13 protein-coding genes, 3 tRNA genes and 1 pseudogene are annotated in these 17744 nt (G+C 71.0%); 15 read left to right on the top strand and 2 right to left on the bottom strand.

The window, feature by feature from the left end; all coding sequences use genetic code 11:
* Nucleotides 1-186 precede the first annotated feature (186 nt).
* Both A949_RS0109500 and A949_RS0109505 read left to right on the top strand, forming a co-directional pair.
* Complete coding sequence (locus tag A949_RS0109500; RefSeq protein ID WP_019355777.1) at nucleotides 187-1809, top strand: acyl-CoA carboxylase subunit beta; 1623 nt, start codon at nucleotides 187-189, stop codon at nucleotides 1807-1809.
* Nucleotides 1810-1883: 74 nt separating this feature from the next.
* A complete protein-coding gene (locus tag A949_RS0109505; protein WP_019355778.1) occupies nucleotides 1884-2138 on the top strand; it encodes an acyl-CoA carboxylase epsilon subunit in 255 nt (84 codons plus the stop codon).
* 138 nt (nucleotides 2139-2276) lie between these two features.
* Here the strand turns inward: A949_RS0109505 and A949_RS0109510 are convergent, their stop codons facing one another.
* Nucleotides 2277-2492: a hypothetical protein gene (locus A949_RS0109510; RefSeq protein ID WP_026004489.1), complete on the bottom strand. Its 216-nt coding sequence runs from the start codon at nucleotides 2490-2492 to the stop codon at nucleotides 2277-2279.
* Nucleotides 2493-3056: 564 nt separating this feature from the next.
* Between A949_RS0109510 and A949_RS32975 the strand changes: the two are divergent.
* The 13 genes and pseudogenes from A949_RS32975 to A949_RS0109575 form a co-directional block, all read left to right on the top strand.
* Nucleotides 3057-5756, top strand: a pseudogene (locus A949_RS32975) (nitrate- and nitrite sensing domain-containing protein); the annotation flags it as partial.
* A gap of 1339 nt (nucleotides 5757-7095) precedes the next feature.
* A complete protein-coding gene (locus A949_RS0109520; protein ID WP_026004490.1) occupies nucleotides 7096-7509 on the top strand; it encodes a roadblock/LC7 domain-containing protein in 414 nt (137 codons plus the stop codon).
* Nucleotides 7510-7576: 67 nt separating this feature from the next.
* Nucleotides 7577-7990, top strand: a complete 414-nt coding sequence (locus A949_RS0109525) for a DUF742 domain-containing protein (protein WP_019355780.1) — start codon at nucleotides 7577-7579, stop codon at nucleotides 7988-7990.
* A gap of 49 nt (nucleotides 7991-8039) precedes the next feature.
* Nucleotides 8040-8642 carry a GTP-binding protein gene (locus A949_RS0109530; protein ID WP_432069473.1) on the top strand — a complete coding sequence of 201 codons (603 nt, stop codon included), beginning with the start codon at nucleotides 8040-8042 and terminating at the stop codon, nucleotides 8640-8642.
* 366 nt (nucleotides 8643-9008) lie between these two features.
* Nucleotides 9009-12191 (top strand): nitrate- and nitrite sensing domain-containing protein, encoded by a 3183-nt coding sequence (locus tag A949_RS0109535; protein WP_078565378.1) that lies wholly within the window; start codon nucleotides 9009-9011, stop codon nucleotides 12189-12191.
* Nucleotides 12192-12201: 10 nt separating this feature from the next.
* On the top strand, nucleotides 12202-12615 hold the full coding sequence (locus A949_RS0109540) for a roadblock/LC7 domain-containing protein (RefSeq protein WP_019355783.1): 414 nt from the start codon (nucleotides 12202-12204) through the stop codon (nucleotides 12613-12615).
* A gap of 94 nt (nucleotides 12616-12709) precedes the next feature.
* Nucleotides 12710-13429 carry a DUF742 domain-containing protein gene (locus tag A949_RS0109545; protein ID WP_019355784.1) on the top strand — a complete coding sequence of 240 codons (720 nt, stop codon included), beginning with the start codon at nucleotides 12710-12712 and terminating at the stop codon, nucleotides 13427-13429.
* A complete protein-coding gene (locus A949_RS0109550) occupies nucleotides 13410-14006 on the top strand; it encodes a GTP-binding protein (protein WP_026004493.1) in 597 nt (198 codons plus the stop codon). Before A949_RS0109545 ends, A949_RS0109550 begins: the two co-directional genes overlap by 20 nt.
* Nucleotides 14007-14178: 172 nt before the next feature.
* Entirely contained in the window at nucleotides 14179-14961 is a 783-nt protein-coding gene (locus A949_RS0109555; RefSeq protein ID WP_019355786.1) for a fumarylacetoacetate hydrolase family protein, read from the top strand.
* Nucleotides 14954-16441 carry a glutamate--tRNA ligase gene (gene gltX, locus A949_RS0109560; protein WP_026004494.1) on the top strand — a complete coding sequence of 496 codons (1488 nt, stop codon included), beginning with the start codon at nucleotides 14954-14956 and terminating at the stop codon, nucleotides 16439-16441. The genes A949_RS0109555 and gltX overlap by 8 nt, the downstream gene beginning before the upstream one ends.
* A gap of 164 nt (nucleotides 16442-16605) precedes the next feature.
* Nucleotides 16606-16677, top strand: a tRNA-Gln gene (locus tag A949_RS0109565).
* A 47-nt stretch (nucleotides 16678-16724) separates the two neighbouring features.
* Nucleotides 16725-16797, top strand: a tRNA-Glu gene (locus tag A949_RS0109570).
* A 46-nt stretch (nucleotides 16798-16843) separates the two neighbouring features.
* Nucleotides 16844-16916: transfer RNA gene (locus A949_RS0109575), tRNA-Glu, on the top strand.
* Nucleotides 16917-16997: 81 nt separating this feature from the next.
* On the opposite strand, the gene A949_RS0109580 is transcribed toward A949_RS0109575, so the two are convergent.
* On the bottom strand, nucleotides 16998-17663 hold the full coding sequence (locus A949_RS0109580; protein WP_019355788.1) for a MerR family transcriptional regulator: 666 nt from the start codon (nucleotides 17661-17663) through the stop codon (nucleotides 16998-17000).
* Nucleotides 17664-17744 lie beyond the last annotated feature (81 nt).

Here is a 17744-nt window from a genome sequence, read left to right on the forward strand (position 1 = left end):
GCGGGCGCAGAACCGCCGGTCGGGAAGCTGTGGGGACTCCACAGCGTGCCAGTCCGGGCATGGGAGAGTTCCCTGCTCACCGGCCGCGCTTCGGCAAGGTTCTGTCCAGCGCTGCCATGAAAACGCCACGGAGACTGTACGAATCTGACGACGGTGATCGGCGCCCGGGTTTCGTAGGGTCTATACATGACCGATCTGTCCCAGCCGTCGCCCCAGGCCGAGCAGGCCCCGCCCGGTTCGCCCGGTTCCGTTCCGGCGCAGGACACGCGCGGCCGTGTCGCCGAGCTGCACGCGATCCGTGCGCAGGTGCACCGAGGCCCCAGCGAGCGGGCGACCGAGGCCCAGCACGCGAAAGGCAAGCTGACCGCCCGCGAGCGGATCGAACTGCTCCTGGACGAGGGCAGCTTCCGCGAGCTCGAGCCGCTGCGCCGGCACCGCGCCACGGGCTTCGGCCTGGAGGAGAAGAAGCCCTACACCGACGGTGTGATCACCGGTTGGGGCACCGTGCACGGCCGGACCGTCTTCGTCTACGCGCACGACTTCCGGATCTTCGGCGGCGCGCTGGGCGAGGCCCACGCCACCAAGATCCACAAGCTGATGGACAAGGCCATCGCGGCAGGTGCCCCGCTGGTCTCCCTCAACGACGGCGCCGGGGCCCGCATCCAGGAGGGTGTCGCGGCGCTGGCCGGCTACGGCGGCATCTTCCAGCGCAACACCAAGGCGTCCGGGGTCATCCCGCAGATCAGCGTGATGCTCGGCCCGTGCGCGGGCGGCGCCGCCTACAGCCCGGCGCTGACCGACTTCGTCTTCATGGTCCGCGACACCTCGCAGATGTTCATCACCGGGCCCGACGTGGTGCAGGCGGTGACCGGGGCCGAGGTGAGCCAGGACGGTCTGGGCGGCGCCGATGTGCACGCGGCGACCTCCGGCGTGGCGCACTTCGCCTACGACGACGAGGAGACCTGCCTGGAGGAGGTGCGCTACCTCCTCTCGCTGCTTCCGCAGAACAACCGGGAGAACCCGCCCTCCGAGCCCACGGACGACCCCGCCGACCGGCGCGGCGAAGCCCTGCTGGACCTGGTGCCCGCCGACGGCAACCGCCCGTACGACATGCGCAAGGTGATCGAGGAACTCGTCGACGACGGCGACTTCCTGGAGGTGCACGAGCGCTGGGCGACCAACATCATCTGCACCCTGGCGCGGATGGACGGCGAGGTCGTCGGCATCGTCGCCAACCAGCCGCAGTCGCTCGCCGGCGTGCTGGACATCGAGGCCAGCGAGAAGGCGGCCCGCTTCGTGCAGATGTGCGACGCCTTCAACATCCCGATCCTCACCCTGCTGGACGTCCCCGGCTTCCTCCCCGGCGTCGACCAGGAGCACGGCGGCATCATCCGGCACGGCGCCAAGCTGCTGTACGCCTACTGCAACGCCACCGTGCCGCGCATCTCCGTCGTCCTGCGCAAGGCGTACGGCGGCGCCTACATCGTGATGGACAGCCAGTCCATCGGCGCCGACCTGACGTTCGCCTGGCCGACCAACGAGATCGCCGTGATGGGCGCCGAGGGCGCCGCCAACGTCATCTTCCGCAAGCAGATCGCCGCGGCCGACGACCCCGAGGCCATGCGCACCCGCATGGTCAAGGAGTACAAGGCCGAGCTGATGCACCCCTACTACGCCGCCGAGCGCGGACTGGTGGACGACGTCATCGACCCGGTCGAGACCCGCGAGGTGCTCGTGCGGTCCCTGGCGATGCTGCGCAGCAAGCACGCAGACCTGCCGTCGCGCAAGCACGGCAACCCCCCGCAGTGACACCGCGGGCGCCGGTGCACACCGCGGCGGCGCCCCGGGAACCGCACAGCAATCCGGCAGTGATGGGAGCACAGATGAACGAGAGCCCGAAGGAGCCTGGCAGTACGGGTCCGCTGACCGCCGAGGCGAACAGCGTCGTGCGCGTGGAGAAGGGGCGGGCCAACGCGGAGGAACTGGCCGCGGTCACCGCGCTGCTGCTCGCCCGAGCCGCCTCGACCCGCGCCGGGGAGCCGCAGCCCGCCGCCCGCCGCGGCCGCCCGAGCAAGGCGGGATGGCGCCGGCTGGAGCGCCAGCACGGCTTCCGCGCCCCGCACAGCTGGCAGGGCTAGTCACCACTTCGCGCGCTGCGCCGTGCGCAGCCGCCACACGGGGACGACGAAGGCGCGTGCCGGAATCCCGGGACAGGATTCCGGCACGCGCCTTCGTGCGGTCGCGCTGCTCTTCGGCTGGGTGCGCGGGGCGGCGGATCAACCCGCCGGGGCGTCCACCAGGGTGGTGCGGCGGGGATTGGCGGTCCGCTCCGGCAGCGCGGCTGCCGCTTCCTGCCCCTCCGGGGCCTCGGCGGGTCCGCCCACCGAGCCGTCGAGGGTGCCGGCGTCGCCGACCGGGTCGGCGTCCTTCAGGTGTGCCAGGGTGGTGCGCCGCGGGTTCGCTATGTTCCGCATGGTCGCTGTGGACTTCACTGGGGCCCTTACCTCGCTCGGCTTGTCATTTCAACGTGGTATGTAAACGCCGAGGGTAGGCCCGCCATTCCCCACTGGAACGTGATCTAGGCAACGTCCGCCCTGTGAGTTTCCTCACGGGTCCGTGGTCAAAACAGACATAAGCAGTCGTTGAATCCGGATGCGTAATCGGACACAGGTGGGCCAAGAGGGCAATGCACCCGTAGGGCCGGGCGTACGGGCGTGTCGCGCTCGCACCGGAACCGGCGGGTCCGATCCACCGAAATCCGGCATTTCGCGGCACGAATATCACGGTCGGTGCGACGTCGAACGCGCGCCGTAATCGACACCCAAGGGTTATCCACAGACCTTGTTGGAGATCCTGCACTGTGCTGGAATTCCACGGACCGCCGTAGGACGAAACAGACCGGAGCGCGTCGGGCGCACACGCAGCGGCGCCGCGCGACGGTGATGAGGGGACGCGCCGGTCATCACGACCGCCATGGGGGCCTCGGACCCCCACGACTCGATACCGTCCCGCCCGTCGCGAGCGGGGGGACGCCTGGTCCAGAGGTTGCGACGCTAGTGCAGGGACGTTTCAAGAGGGATGGCAGCGCTGAGGGAGCCCCGGAGGCGCACGGCTCGGCCGACCACGGGTCCCGGACGCAGCGCGCCGAGGACGGCGGGTCCGCGGGCGGTGAGCAGGGCGCGCCCGCCGGCGGGCAGGTGAGCACCGCCAAGGGAGCCGGGAAGAAGGGGAAGACCGGCAAGGCACCCAAGGGCGGCAAGCCGGCCAAGGGCGGCGCCGGAAACGTCGGAGACGCCGAGAGCGGCGGGAACGCCGGGGATCACACCCAGGGCCCCGTCGAGGGCGGTCCCGACCTCGGCCCCCGGGTCGCCCTGCGCAACTGGCGCATCAGCACCCGCCTGGTCTCTCTCCTCGCGCTCCCCGTCATCGCCGCCACCACGCTCGGCGGGATGCGGATCTCCAGCTCGCTGCAGAACGTCGACCAGCTCGACAACATGAAGCTCCTCACCGAGATGACGGAGCAGGCCACCAACCTGGCGGCGAAGCTCCAGGACGAGCGGGACAAGTCCGCCGGTCCCCTGGTGAGCACCGGTGACGAGAAGGACGACAACGTCGTCGCCCCCCGGGAGCAGACCGACAAGGCGTTCCGCTCCTTCCAGAAGGCCACTGCCGACATCGACGGCAGCGACGAGGCGATGGTGGGCATCCAGTCCACCGTCCTGGACATCGTCCGCCAGCTCCAGGCGATCAACACGATCCGCGAACGCGCCTACGAGAACCCCGACAACGTCTCCCAGACGGTCAACGCCTACAACCAGGTGATCGACTCGCTGCTCTCCCTCTCGCAGGACATGGCGCAGGCGACGAGCAATTCGGAGATGATCCGCAGCACCCGCGCGCTGGCCGCCTTCTCCAGCGCCAAGGAGTACGCCTCCATGCAGCGCGCGATCATCTCCGCCGGGCTGGCCCACCAGCCCAGCCCCAAGCTCTCCGAGAACGACCGGCTCTACGCCCGGACCGCGACCGACAGTGAGGACGCCGAGCTGGACAGCTTCGGCAAGGTCTACGGCGACAAGGCCGCCGACACCCTCCTCAAGCCGATCAGCGGCGGCGACGTCAACGTCCGGCTGGCCGACAACTACCGCGACCGGATGCTGCACAGCCCGGATGCGATCAGGAAACAGAAGCGCACCTACGTCGACTGGATGGACCAGGACGCTTCCAAGATCGTCAGCATGGAGAAGATCGAGCGCACCCTGCTGGAGAAGATGGAGCAGCAGGCGCGTGAGCTGCGCTCCGAAGCCCAGCGCGAGGCGTTCATCAGCGGTGCGCTCATCCTGCTCGTGCTGGGCATCTCGCTGGTCGGCGCGTTCGTCGTCGCCCGTTCCATGGTCCGCTCGCTGCGCCGCCTCCAGGACACCGCCCAGGACGTGGCCCGCAAGCGGCTGCCCGAGCTGGTCAAGCAGATGTCCGAGGCCGAGCCGCAGGACGTGGACACCTCCGTCGAGTCCGTCGGTGTGCACAGCCGGGACGAGATCGGCAAGGTGGCCGCGGCCTTCGACGACGTCCACCGGGAGGCCGTCCGCCTCGCCGGTGAGCAGGCGCTGCTGCGGGGGAACGTCAACGCGATGTTCACCAACCTCTCGCGGCGCAGCCAGAGCCTGATCCAGCGTCAGCTCTCGCTCATCTCCGAACTGGAGTCCCGCGAGGCCGACCCGGACCAGCTCTCCTCGCTCTTCAAGCTCGACCACCTCGCCACCCGCATGCGGCGCAACGGCGAGAACCTGCTGGTGCTCGCCGGCGAGGAGCCGGGCCGCCGCTGGACCCGCCCCGTGCCGCTGGTCGACGTGCTCCGCGCGGCCGCCTCGGAGGTGGAGCAGTACGAACGCATCGAGCTGAACGCGGTCCCCGCCACCGAGGTCGCCGGCCGGGTGGTGAACGACCTCGTCCACCTGCTCGCCGAGCTGCTGGAGAACGCCACCTCGTTCTCCTCCCCGCAGACCAAGGTCAAGGTCACCGGGCACGCACTGCCCGACGGCCGCGTCCTGGTCGAGATCCACGACACCGGCATCGGGCTGTCGCCCGAGGACCTGTCCGCGATCAACGAGCGGCTGGCCAATCCGCCCACGGTGGACGTCTCCGTCTCCCGCCGGATGGGCCTGTTCGTGGTCGGCCGGCTCTCCCTGCGGCACGGCATCCGCATCCAGCTCCGGCCCTCCGACTCCGGGGGCACGACCGCGCTGGTCATGCTCCCCGTCGACGTCGCGCAGGGCGGGGGCCAGGGCACCAAGGGCCGTCCGGGAGCCGGCACGCCCGGTGGCCAGGGAGGCCCGCCGCCTCCGCAGACCCGGGGCGGCAGCAAGGGCGGCAACCTCGCGGCGGCGCTCCAGCGCGGACCGCAGAGCGGTGCCCCCGGTGGCCCGGGCGCTCCCGGTCTCGGCCAGGGCCCCGGCCCGGCCCTGGGCACCGGTGAGCCGGCCCGGATGGACGCGCTGCCGCCGCGCGGTCAGGACACCGGCGGTGCCCGGCCCGCGCTCCCCGCCCGGGACGCCAACCGCCCCCAGCCCGGCTCCGGTGGCAGTGCCGTCGACTTCTTCGGCGCTCCGCCCGACCCGGGCCGTCCCGGGCAAGCCCCGGCCGGCCCGGACCGCGGCGCCACCCCGTCCGCACCCCGGCGCGACCAGGGCGGCCCCGCCGCCGAACTCCCCGGCGGCCCCGCGGGCCCCCCGGCCGCGCAGGGCCCGGGTACCGGGCAGTTCGCGCTGCCGCAGTCGGGTGATCCTGCCGACACGGGTGGGTTCGCGCGTCCGGGCGGTCCGCAGGACGGTCCGGGGAGCACGAGCGAGATTCCGCGGATCACCCCGGACGGCCCCGCCGACACCGGCCGGTTCCCGCAGCCCACCGACACCGGCCGGTTCCCGCAGCCCACCGACACCGGCCAGTTCCCGCAGCCCGCCGACACCGGCCAGTTCCCGCAGCCCGGCGGCCCCCAGGCGGGTCCGGGCAGCACGGGGCAGTTCCCGCAGATCGGCCAGGGCGGTCCCGGCCAGTTCCCGCAGCCGCCCTCGGCGCAGGGTGGTCCGGGTACCGGGCAGTTCGCGCTGCCGCAGTCGGGTGATCCCGCCGACACGGGTGGGTTCGCGCGTCCGGGCGGTCCGCAGGACGGTCCGGGGAGCACGAGCGAGATTCCGCGGATCACCCCGGACGGCCCCGCCGACACCGGCCGGTTCCCGCAGCCCGGCCGCCCCGACGGCCCGGGCCACACTGGCCAGTTCGCCCGCCCCGGTGGCCCGGCCCCGTTCCCGCAGGCGCCCTTCGGGGACGCCCCGGGCGAGCGGCTCCCGGACGGCGAGCAGAACCGCCCGAGCTGGGCACGGCCCGAGCAGGGGCCAGGCGACGAGGACACCCCGCGCGGCCACGACGAGCCCGAGGGCACCGGCGAGTACCCCCGCCCGGGATATCCCGGAGCCGTTCCGGGCCCGGCGGGCCAGGGCATCCCTCACGGGCAGCCGGGAGCCGCGTCCGGCGACGGCATACCCTCCGGCCCCCCGGCTCCCGCGGACGCCCCCACGCCGATTTTCGCGTCCATGGAGTCCAACTGGTTCCGCGGCCCCGGCCAGTCCGCGCCGCAGCAGCCCATGCCCCAGCAGGCGCCCGGCGTCGGCCCGGCCGGCACCGGCCAGTGGCCGGCTCAGCAGCAGGCCCCCGAGCAACCCGGCCCGGCGCCGGCCCCGCTGCCCCCAGGCCGCCCCGGGCGCCCCCGCCGGCGCGGGCCAGGGCGGCCCGGCCGCCGACGAAAGCTGGGGTGCCTCACCCAACGACGAGCGCTGGCGGCGTGCCGAACAGCTCCGCCAGCCCGCAGCCGGCGGGGTCACCACCTCGGGTCTGCCGCGTCGGGTGCCCCGCGCCAACCTGGTCGCGGGCACCGCGCAGCAGCAGTCCTCGGCACAGGCCGGCCCCCAGGTCTCCCGCGCGCCGGACGACGTGCGCGGCCGGCTGACCAATCTCCGCCGCGGTATCCAGCAGGGCCGACAGGCCGGCACGGATCCCCGTGGCGCAGGTCCCACCTACCAGCAGGAGCGCTAGTTGAGTCCGATGAGCCAGGCTGCGCAGAATCTGAACTGGTTGATCACCAACTTCGTGGAGAACACCCCAGGGGTGTCGCACACGGTGGTGGTCTCCGCCGACGGCCTGCTTCTGGCCATGTCGGAGGGCTTCCCGCGGGATCGTGCCGATCAGTTGGCGGCGGTCGCGTCGGGTCTCACCTCGCTGACGGCAGGTGCCTCGCGCATCTTCGAGGGCGGCAGCGTCAACCAGACGGTTGTGGAGATGGAGAAGGGTTTCCTCTTCATCATGTCCATCTCCGACGGCTCTTCACTGGCCGTCCTCGCCCACCCGGAGGCGGACATCGGCCTCATCGGCTACGAGATGGCTCTCTTGGTGGACCGTGCTGGAAGCGTACTCACTCCCGACGTGCGCGCGGAACTCCAGGGAAGCATTCTCAACTGATCATCACGCTCCCCCCACCTGAGCACCACAGTCCGTTCGCCGACCCCATGCCTCGCTCGGAGGAGCCATGACCCCGCCGCCCGCTTCGCACGATCCGTACGGTGCGCACAACGCGCATGCGCCGTACGGAGGAGAGGGCGACCAGCCTCTGGTGCGTCCGTACGCCATGACGGGCGGCCGTACCCGGCCGCGCTACCAGCTCGCCATCGAGGCGCTGGTGAGCAGCACCGCGGATCCGATGCAGCTGCAGGGGCTGCTCCCCGAGCACCAGCGGATCTGCCACCTGTGCCGGGAGGTCAAATCGGTCGCGGAGATCTCCGCGCTGCTCGCCATCCCGCTGGGGGTGGCCCGCATTCTCGTCGCCGACCTCGCCGAGGCCGGGATGGTGGCCATCCACCAGCCCGGCAGCTCCTCGGACCCGGGCGGTGCCCCCGATGTGACGTTGCTGGAAAGGGTGCTCAGTGGACTTCGTAAGCTCTAGCCCGCAGATGGACCCCGCCGGGCGGCAGCCGGCCCCGCCGGTCGGGCCGATGGGTTCCATGGGACAGGCCGGCCAGCAGGGGTACGGGACGCCCGCCTCCGGGCGGTCGACGACCTCCGCGAAGATCGTGGTGGCCGGCGGTTTCGGCGTGGGCAAGACGACCTTCGTCGGTGCGGTCTCGGAGATCAACCCGCTGCGCACCGAGGCCGTGATGACCTCTGCCTCGGCCGGTATCGACGATCTGACCCACACCGGGGGGAAGACCACCACGACGGTGGCCATGGACTTCGGCCGGATCACCCTGGACGACGATCTGATCCTGTATCTGTTCGGTACGCCGGGTCAGGACCGGTTCTGGTTCATGTGGGACGACCTGGTGCGGGGTGCGATCGGTGCGGTGGTGCTGGTGGACACCCGCCGGCTGGCGGACTGTTTCCCGGCGGTGGACTACTTCGAGAACAGTGGGCTGCCGTTCGTGATCGCGCTCAACGGGTTCGACGGGCACCAGCCCTACGCGCCCGAAGAGGTCCGCGAAGCCCTCCAGATTGGCCCCGACGCGCCCATCATCACCACCGACGCTCGGCACCGCGCCGAGGCGAAGAGCGGGTTGATCACCCTGGTGGAGCACGCGCTGCTCGCCCGCCTCAAGTAGCGCGCCGCGCCCGGCCCGAAAGGGCTGGGGCATCGTACGACCGGTGTCCCGGGAAGGCTGTGTTTTTCGCCATGCCCGGGAACCGTGACGGCCTCACGTTCATAACGTTTCGACAGAGAATTACGACCGTGTGAACACGCCGGGCGCGCGGAGCGTCTCACTCTGCGCACGAATCCCGGGCCATTTGGCGCTGCACGGCCCCAATGCCCGTTTTTCCGCGGGCCGGAATCCGCGTTCTCCCTCGCCCTCCGTAATGCGCCAACTGTTTGGAGGGAGCGGTCGTGACGTGCTGGAATTCCCTGAACTCAGCAGTAGCGCAGGCGCAGGCTGTCAGGGGGCGCCGCGCACCGAGAGGTGAGAAGTCGAGTGAGGCGAACGACCAGGGGTACGTCGGGACCGGCACAGGGTTCCGCACGGCAGGGCGCTGCGGAATCGCGGGGTAACTTCACCCCGCCGCAGCGCTCCGCCACGTCGCGCGGCCCGGATGCCTCGGCCTCCCAGCCGCCGCCCGCAACCGGGGGCGGCAGCAGATGGCAGGCGCGGAACTGGCGCGTTCCCACCCGGCTGAACGCGATCCTGCTCATACCCGTGCTCGTGGCGCTCGTCTTCGGCGGTTTCAAGGTCGAATCCGACATCTCCGCCTGGCAGGACGCCAAGGAAGCCCAGCGTACGGCGGAACTGGTGGAGGCGGCCGCCAATTACGGCAACGCCCTCATCGACGAGCGGGACCGCACCGCCGAGCCGCTGCTGCGGGGGGACCGGGACGATCCCGCGGTCCGCAAGGCCCGCGCCGCCACCGACCGGGCCGCCGCGGAATTCAAGAAGGCGGCCTCGCACCTCCCGGACAATCCGGGTCTCAAGCGCCGGCTCGCCGCGTTCGAGAAGGTGGAGCCGCGGCTGCCGGTGCTGCGGGAGTCCGCGTACTCCGAGGACATGAGCGGCGTGGAGACCGAAGAGGGCTACGTCACCATCCAGCACCCTCTGATGGAGTTCGCCAACGAACTGGGGCTGGGCACCGGCAACGTCACCTCCTTCGGCCGGACGGTCTATGCCATCTCGCTGGCCAAGGCCGCCGAGTCGCTGCAGCGCGGCCTGGGCACCCATCTGATGGTCGAGCCGGGCCCCACCCGCGCGGACAAGGAGGCCCAGACGACCGCGCTGGCCTCGTACCACTACCTGGAGCGCATCGCGCTGGGCGAGTACACCTCCGGTGGCCGCCCCGAGGACGTGAAGCTGCTCAAGCAGGAGTCCGCCAAGGCCGAGGAGGCGGGCCGCAGGCAGGTGGAGGCGGCGCGTGAGCATGCCGCGGCCAAGGGGGAGAAGTTCGTGGCCCCGCCCTCCATGGCCAAGATGGTCAAGGCCATCGGCTCCGGTGCCGGGTCGCGCGAACTGCGCGCCAAGGGCATCACCACCGAGAGCTATTTCGAGACCGCCACCGGCACCTTCGACGCCTACCGCGCGGTCGAGTCGAAGCTGACCCGGGACGCGGTCGCCGACACCGAGGAGATCGCCTCCGACGCGCGTCGGAACGCGCTGGTGAACTCGGCGATCGTGCTGGTGGCGCTGCTGTTCGCGTTCATCATCGCGGGGCGGATGGCCCGCTCGATGAGCCAGAGCATGCGCACGCTGCGCACTGCGGCCTTCGATGTCGCCCAGCAGCGGCTGCCGATGCTGGTCGACCAGCTCTCGCGTACCGAACCGGGCCGTGTGGACACCCGCGTGCAGCCGATTCCGATCACCAGCCGCGACGAGATCGGCGAGGTGGCCCGCGCCTTCGACCAGGTGCACCGGGAGGCCGTGCGGCTGGCCGCCGAGCAGGCGCTGCTGCGCGGCAACGTCAACGCGATCTTCACCAACCTCTCCCGCCGCAACCAGGGTCTCATCGAACGCCAGCTCGAGCTGGTGACGGAGATGGAGAACAGCGAGGCGGACCCGGACCAGCTCGAGAAGCTGTTCCGGATGGACCACCTGTCCACCCGTATGCGGCGCAACGGCGAGAACCTGCTGGTCCTCGCGGGCGAGGAGCCCGGCCGCCGGTGGACGGAGCCGGTCCCGCTGGTCGACATCCTGCGTGCCGCCTCTTCCGAGGTGGAGCACTACGAACGCATCGAGATCAGCGGCATCCCGGAGACGGAGATCCACGGGCAGGTCGTCAACGACCTGGTCCACCTGCTCGCCGAGCTGCTGGAGAACGCCGCGTCGTTCTCCTCGCCGCAGAGCAAGGTACGGGTGACCGCCACCCGGCTGCCGGACGGCCGGATGATGATCGAGATCCACGACAAGGGCATCGGTCTGACCGCCGAGGACTTCGCGGACCTCAACCACAAGCTGGCCAATCCGCCGACCGTGGACGCCGCCGTCTCCCAGCGCATGGGGCTGTTCGTGGTCGGCCGCCTCGCGGACCGGCACGGTATCCGCGTCCAGCTGCGCCCCTCCGGCGAGCAGGCGGGCACCACCTCGCTGGTGATGCTGCCCGACGCCATCACCCATGGCGGCGGCGGCGAGGAGAGCCCCGAGGAGGACTTCACCGTCTCCCGGATCGTCCCCGAGCATCCGCGCGGCCCGAACGGCGTGGAGGGCGCGCGCTCTGCCGCCGAACTCGGCTTCGACGATTCGCGCTACGGCTCCGGGAACCAGGCACGGCTGCCGGGCCCCGACGACCGTTCCGGGCTCCACGAGCAGCGCCGGTCGGCCATCGAGGCGCCGCAGCAGCCCCAGCAGCCCCAGCAGGATGTCCATCCGCAGGGGCTGCCCGGTGGCCAGGGGCAGTACGACCCCTATCAGCAGCAGGACGGCGCACCGTACCGGCCCGGGTACGAGCAGACCGGCGAGATCGCCGCCCAGCAGTACACCGGCGGCTATCCGGAGGCGTACGGCCAGGGCTACGCGCAGCCCTACGCGCCGCCTGCCGCCGGACGTCCCCACGAGCCGGCGCAGGACGGCACCGGAGCCTATGCGGATCCGCAGCCTCCGGCTCAACAGCCAGGCCACGACGGCCAGTACCTCTCCGGCTGGCCAGAAGCGGAATCCGCACCTGGCGTTCCCCACGGGGATGCTGACCGTGTAGGTTTCGACCGTCCGGGTTCCCTCCCCGACAACTGGAGCACCACGACCGACGCGGGCCTCCCGCGCCGGGACGCGGGGCGGCAGCAGGACGGAGCGCCGGCGGCCCGGCAGCAGGCTCCCGCCCAGGGCTGGGAAGCCCCGGCCGAGGAGTCGGCCGGGCAGCCGTCGCAGGAGGAATCCGGCACCCACCGGTGGAGCGGGAACGACGAACACTGGAGCAGGGCGGGCCAGTTGCGCGCCCCGCAGTCCGGCGGCGTCACCTCGTCCGGACTGCCGCGCAGGGTGCCCAGGGCCAACCTGGTCGCGGGCGCGGCCGAGGAGAACCCGCAGGGTACTCCCGCGGTCTCCCGGGCGCCCGAGGACGTGCGCGGAAGACTGAGCAACCTGCACCGCGGCGTCCGCCAGGGACGTACCGCGGGCGACGGCAACCAGAATGACCGACAGGGCTTCGGCCCCGGAAGCACCTACGATCAGGAGCGTTAGTGTGAGCCCGATGAGCCAGGCGGCGCAGAACCTGAACTGGTTGATCACCAACTTCGTGGACAACACCCCCGGGGTGTCCCACACGGTGGTGGTCTCCGCCGACGGACTCCTGCTCGCGATGTCCGAGGGCTTCCCGCGCGACCGCGCCGACCAGTTGGCGGCGGTCGCATCGGGGCTCACCTCGCTGACCGCGGGCGCGTCCCGGATCTTCGAGGGCGGCAGCGTCAACCAGACGGTTGTGGAGATGGAACGGGGATTCCTGTTCATCATGTCCATCTCCGACGGTTCCTCGCTGGCCGTCCTCGCCCACCCCGAGGCCGACATCGGTCTGGTGGGGTACGAGATGGCACTGCTGGTCGACCGGGCCGGCGGGGTCCTCACCCCGGATCTGCGCGCGGAGCTGCAGGGCAGTCTTCTCAACTAGGGCACAACTGGCCCACGGCAGTGCGGAACGCCGCCGGGCGCCATAAGGTGCCGTGAGCGCAACGGTCGTATGTCCGTGAGTCGGAGGAGGAATCGTGGCAACGCCCCCAGGAGGTCCGTCGTCGTACGGCAGTGGTCGTTCCGACCAGCCGCAGGACGTCCGATCGGCCGCGACCCCGGGCGGGGACGCGCCCTTCCTCAACCGTTTCAACTTCCCCTCCGCGCCCAGCGAGTACGTCCAGCGGCCGGTCGACCGGCAGCAGCCGCCCCAGGGCGGACAGCCGCCGCAGCACGGCCGGCCGCCGCAGCACGCGGGGCAGTCGCCCTATGGTGCGCAGCCCCCGCAGCGGCACCCGCAGCAGCAGGAACCGCAGCAGCAGAACCCGCAGACCCGTATCCAGCCGGTGCAGCCCGGTCACGCGGACAGGACGGCCGGCACCCAGCGCGCCGCCGACCAGCCCCCGCCGCCGCCGCAGCCGCTGGTGCGCCCCTACGCGATGACGGGGGGCCGGACCCGTCCCCGCTACCAGCTCGCCATCGAGGCACTGGTGCACACCACGGCGGAGAACGCTCAGCTCCAGGGCCAGCTCCCGGAGCACCAGCGGATCTGCCACCTGTGCTACGAGATCAAGTCGGTCGCCGAGATCTCAGCACTTCTGACCATTCCGCTCGGCGTCGCCCGGATCCTCGTCGCCGACCTGGCCGAGGCCGGACTCGTCGCCATCCACCAGCCGGGCGGTGACGAGACCACCGCCGACGGTCAACCAGACGTGACACTGCTCGAAAGGGTGCTCAGTGGACTTCGGAAGCTCTAGCGCCGGGCCTGTCGGGGGTACGACAGCCCGCTCGACGACCTCCGCGAAGATCGTGGTGGCCGGCGGTTTCGGCGTGGGCAAGACGACCTTCGTCGGTGCGGTCTCGGAGATCAACCCGCTGCGCACCGAGGCCGTGATGACCTCTGCCTCGGCCGGTATCGACGATCTGACCCACACGGCGGACAAGACCACCACCACGGTGGCCATGGACTTCGGCCGGATCACCCTGGACCAGGACCTGATCCTCTACCTGTTCGGTACGCCGGGTCAGGACCGGTTCTGGTTCATGTGGGACGACCTGGTGCGGGGTGCGATCGGTGCGGTGGTGCTGGTGGACACCCGTCGGCTGGCGGACTGTTTCCCGGCGGTGGACTACTTCGAGAACAGTGGGCTGCCGTTCGTGATCGCGCTCAACGGGTTCGACGGGCACCAGCCCTACGCGCCCGAAGAGGTCCGCGAAGCCCTCCAGATCGGCCCCGACGCGCCCATCATCACCACCGACGCACGGCACCGCGCGGACGCCAAGAGCGCGCTGATCACCCTGGTGGAGCACGCCCTGATGGCGCGCCTGCGCTGAGCACCGCGCTCCGCGGCGGGCTTGCGCCCGGCGGGACGCGGTGGCGTCCCGCGGGCCGGTCCCTCCGGCGGAGCCGAGGCCGGCCGGGAGCCGGGAGAACCCGTCCCCGGGTCCTGCGACCGGTGGAATACGCTGGGGGTCCCAGCCATCGGACCCGCAGCGAAGGACCCCTGTGCGCATCGCAAGATTCTCCCTGGACGGAACCGTAGGGTTCGGCGTCGTCGAGGGCGAGCCCTCCAGCCCGGAGGGCCCCGTCCTGGACATCATCAGGGGCCACCCCTTCGCCGAGTTCGAGCGCACGGGTCAGAAGCTGCCCCTGAGCAAGGTCCGGATCCTCCCGCCGACCCTGCCCAACAAGGTCGTCGCGATCGGCAGGAACTACGCCGAGCACGCGAAGGAACTGGGCAACGAGGTCCCCGAGGTCCCGGTCACCTTCCTCAAGCCGTCCACGTCGGTCATCGGACCGAATGACCCCATCGGCTACCCGTCCTTCTCGAACGAGGTGCACCACGAGGCGGAGCTGGCGGTGGTCATCGGCCGGCTGTGCAAGGACGTGCCGCGGGAGCGGGCCAAGGACGTCATCCTCGGCTACACCTGCGCCAACGACATCACCGCCCGTGATGTCCAGCGCACGGAGAGCCAGTGGGCCCGGGCCAAGGGCTTCGACGGCTCCTGCCCGCTGGGCCCCTGGACGGAGACCGAGCTGGACGCCGCCGACGTCGGCATCATGTGCACCGTCAACGGCGAGCAGCGCCAGCTGGGCCGCACCAGCGAGATGATCAGGCCCGTCGAGGACCTGATCGTCCACATCACCCAGGCCATGACCCTGCTGCCGGGCGATGTCATCCTCACCGGCACCCCCGCGGGGGTCGGCCCCGTGAACGTCGGCGACGAGGTCGCCGTCACCATCGAAGGAATCGGCACTCTCACCAATAAGGTGATCAAGCGTGACTAACGCGACCGCGGGCACGGACGTCCGCGTACGTTTCTGTCCCTCCCCGACCGGTAACCCCCACGTGGGTCTGGTCCGTACCGCCCTGTTCAACTGGGCGTACGCCCGGCACACCGGCGGCACCCTGGTCTTCCGCATCGAGGACACCGACGCGGCGCGGGACTCCGAGGAGTCCTACGAGCAGCTCCTGGACGCGATGCGCTGGCTGGGTCTCGACTGGGACGAGGGCCCGGAGGTCGGCGGACCGCACGGCCCCTACCGGCAGTCCCAGCGGACGGACAGCTACGCGGACATCGCGCGCAAGCTGCTGGAGGGCGGCTACGCCTACCCGTGCTACTGCACGGCGGAGGAGCTCGACCAGCGCCGCGAGCAGGCCCGCAAGGACGGTCGCCCCTCCGGCTACGACGGCCGCTGCCGGGAGCTGACCGGTGAGCAGATCGCCGGCTACGAGGCCGAAGGACGCAGCCACGTCGTCCGCTTCCGGATGCCGGACGAGCCGATCACCTTCACGGACCTGGTCCGCGGCGAGATCACCTTCCAGCCGGAGAACGTCACCGACTACGGCATCCTGCGCACCAACGGCGCGCCGCTGTACACGCTGGTCAACCCGGTCGACGACGCCCTGATGGACATCACGCACGTGCTGCGCGGCGAGGACCTGCTCTCCTCCACGCCCCGGCAGATCGCGCTCTACCGGGCCCTGATCGAGCTGGGCGTCGCGCGGCGCGTCCCGGAGTTCGGGCACCTTCCGTATGTGATGGGCGAGGGCAACAAGAAGCTCTCCAAGCGCGACCCGCAGTCCTCCCTCAACCTCTACCGCGAGCGCGGCTTCCTGCGTGAGGGGCTGCTCAACTACCTCTCCCTGCTGGGCTGGTCGATCTCCGAGGACCGGGACATCTTCTCGATGGAGGAGATGGTCGCCGCCTTCGACATCCGGGACGTCAACGCCAACCCGGCGCGCTTCGACCTGAAGAAGTGCGAGGCCATCAACGCCACGCACCTGCGGGAGATGCCGCTGAAGGACTTCATCGCCGCCTGCGAGCCCTGGCTGAAGGCCCCGCACGCGCCCTGGGACGAGGCGGACTTCTCCCAGCAGGCCTTCGAGGAGCTGGCCCCGCTGGCCCAGACCCGGCTGACGGTCCTCTCGGACATCACCGACAACGTCGACTTCCTCTTCCTGGAGCGGCCGGTCGAGGACGAGAAGTCCTGGCAGAAGGCGATGAAGGAGGGCTCGGTCGACCTGCTGCGCACGGCCCGCGCCCGGCTGGACACCGCCGACTGGCGGTCCGCCGAGTCGCTCAAGGAGGCCGTCCTGGCCGCGGGGGAGGAGCACGGGCTGAAACTGGGCAAGGCCCAGGCCCCGGTACGGGTGGCCGTCACCGGCCGGACCGTCGGTCTGCCGCTGTTCGAGTCCCTCCAGGTGCTCGGCAAGGACCGCACCCTGGAGCGCGTCGACGCGGCCCTGGCCAAGCTCGGTTCGTAGCAGCCGAGGTGGGGACGGTGCCCCGGAACGGACGCCGGTATCTCGTTTTGGAGCACCGTCCTCGATCAGGTAATGTTCTGTCTGTCGCCGAGCGGGGCAGGCCGAAAGGGCCGGAACCACACGGCGGCCACCCAGACAAAATCCCCCAGGGGGTTGCGTTTCGGTGGGCTATGGTGTAATTGGCAGCACGACTGATTCTGGTTCAGTTAGTCTAGGTTCGAGTCCTGGTAGCCCAGCAAGATCCGCGTTCTGTTCGGAAGCGTTCACGTTCTGCGAGATCGAGGCCCCCGTTGTGTAGCGGCCTAGCACGCCGCCCTCTCAAGGCGGTAGCGCCGGTTCGAATCCGGTCGGGGGTACGGATTCCGTCCGGAGTCGGCTGACCCGGGTGGGATCACAGATAGGGCCCCCGTTGTGTAGCGGCCTAGCACGCCGCCCTCTCAAGGCGGTAGCGCCGGTTCGAATCCGGTCGGGGGTACTCGATCACCGAAGGCCCCGCACCCAGGTGCGGGGCCTTCGTCGTCTCCGTTCAGCTCCGCACCGGGCCCTCGGCGGCCGGTCAGCCCTCGGCCCCGAACCGGCGCGCCGACTCCTCCACGTGCGCGAGCCGCCGCAGACTCAGCAGTACCGGTTCGTAGAGCACGGTCAGCGCCACGCTGGCCTCCACTTGTGCCTCCTGGTCCGGAAAACTCTCCAGCAGGTCCAGTTCGGCCCCCGCCGTGCGCTCGGCCGCCCGTGCGAACAGCGCCAGATGCGTTGCGGTGCACGGATAGCCGAGCCGGGTCAGCGCGGCGACGGCCTCGGTGAGCGCCTGTCCGGGTGGGGAGTCGGGGCCTGCCTGCTGCCAGCCGAGTCCGTCGAGCAGCGCGGTCACCTCGCGCCGCGCCGCGGCCGCCTCGGCGGCATCTCCGGCATCCCCGGCTCCGGTGTCGGCCTGTCGCGGCGGTACGGGCCGGGGGAGCGCCCAGGCGGCCGTGCCCAGCCGTTCGTGCTGGGAGAGCGATGCGTCGTCCACGGCGGCCAGCACCTCGCGGGCGGTCGTCACCGGCATCCGGCCCACCTGGATCAGCGCCCGCACCAGCCGCAGCCGGCGTACGTGGTCCTCGCCGTACTCGGCCTGGGTGGCGTTGACCCGGTGTCCACGGGGGAGCAGCCCTTCCCGCAGGTAGTACTTGATCGTCGCGGTCGGTACCCCGCTGCGTTCGCTCAACTCCGCCATGCGCATGGGCTCTGTTCCTCGATTCCGGCTGGCGTTCTTGATTGGAGAGTGGCACTATCCAATTATCCGGGGTGTTCGCCCGCGGAG

Source organism: Streptomyces sp. AA1529 (genome assembly GCF_000280905.1).
Classification (GTDB): domain Bacteria; phylum Actinomycetota; class Actinomycetes; order Streptomycetales; family Streptomycetaceae; genus Streptomyces.

Excerpts from the sequence above, each read along its gene's own strand:
- A949_RS0109500 (WP_019355777.1), top strand. The coding sequence starts at position 187 with ATGACCGATCTGTCCCAGCCGTCGCCCCAGGCCGAGCAGGCCCCGCCC.
- A949_RS0109505 (WP_019355778.1), top strand. The coding sequence starts at position 1,884 with ATGAACGAGAGCCCGAAGGAGCCTGGCAGTACGGGTCCGCTGACCGCC.
- A949_RS0109520 (WP_026004490.1), top strand. The coding sequence starts at position 7,096 with ATGAGCCAGGCTGCGCAGAATCTGAACTGGTTGATCACCAACTTCGTG.
- A949_RS0109525 (WP_019355780.1), top strand. The coding sequence starts at position 7,577 with ATGACCCCGCCGCCCGCTTCGCACGATCCGTACGGTGCGCACAACGCG.
- A949_RS0109530 (WP_432069473.1), top strand. The coding sequence starts at position 8,040 with ATGGGTTCCATGGGACAGGCCGGCCAGCAGGGGTACGGGACGCCCGCC.
- A949_RS0109540 (WP_019355783.1), top strand. The coding sequence starts at position 12,202 with ATGAGCCAGGCGGCGCAGAACCTGAACTGGTTGATCACCAACTTCGTG.
- A949_RS0109580 (WP_019355788.1), bottom strand. The coding sequence starts at position 17,663 with ATGCGCATGGCGGAGTTGAGCGAACGCAGCGGGGTACCGACCGCGACG.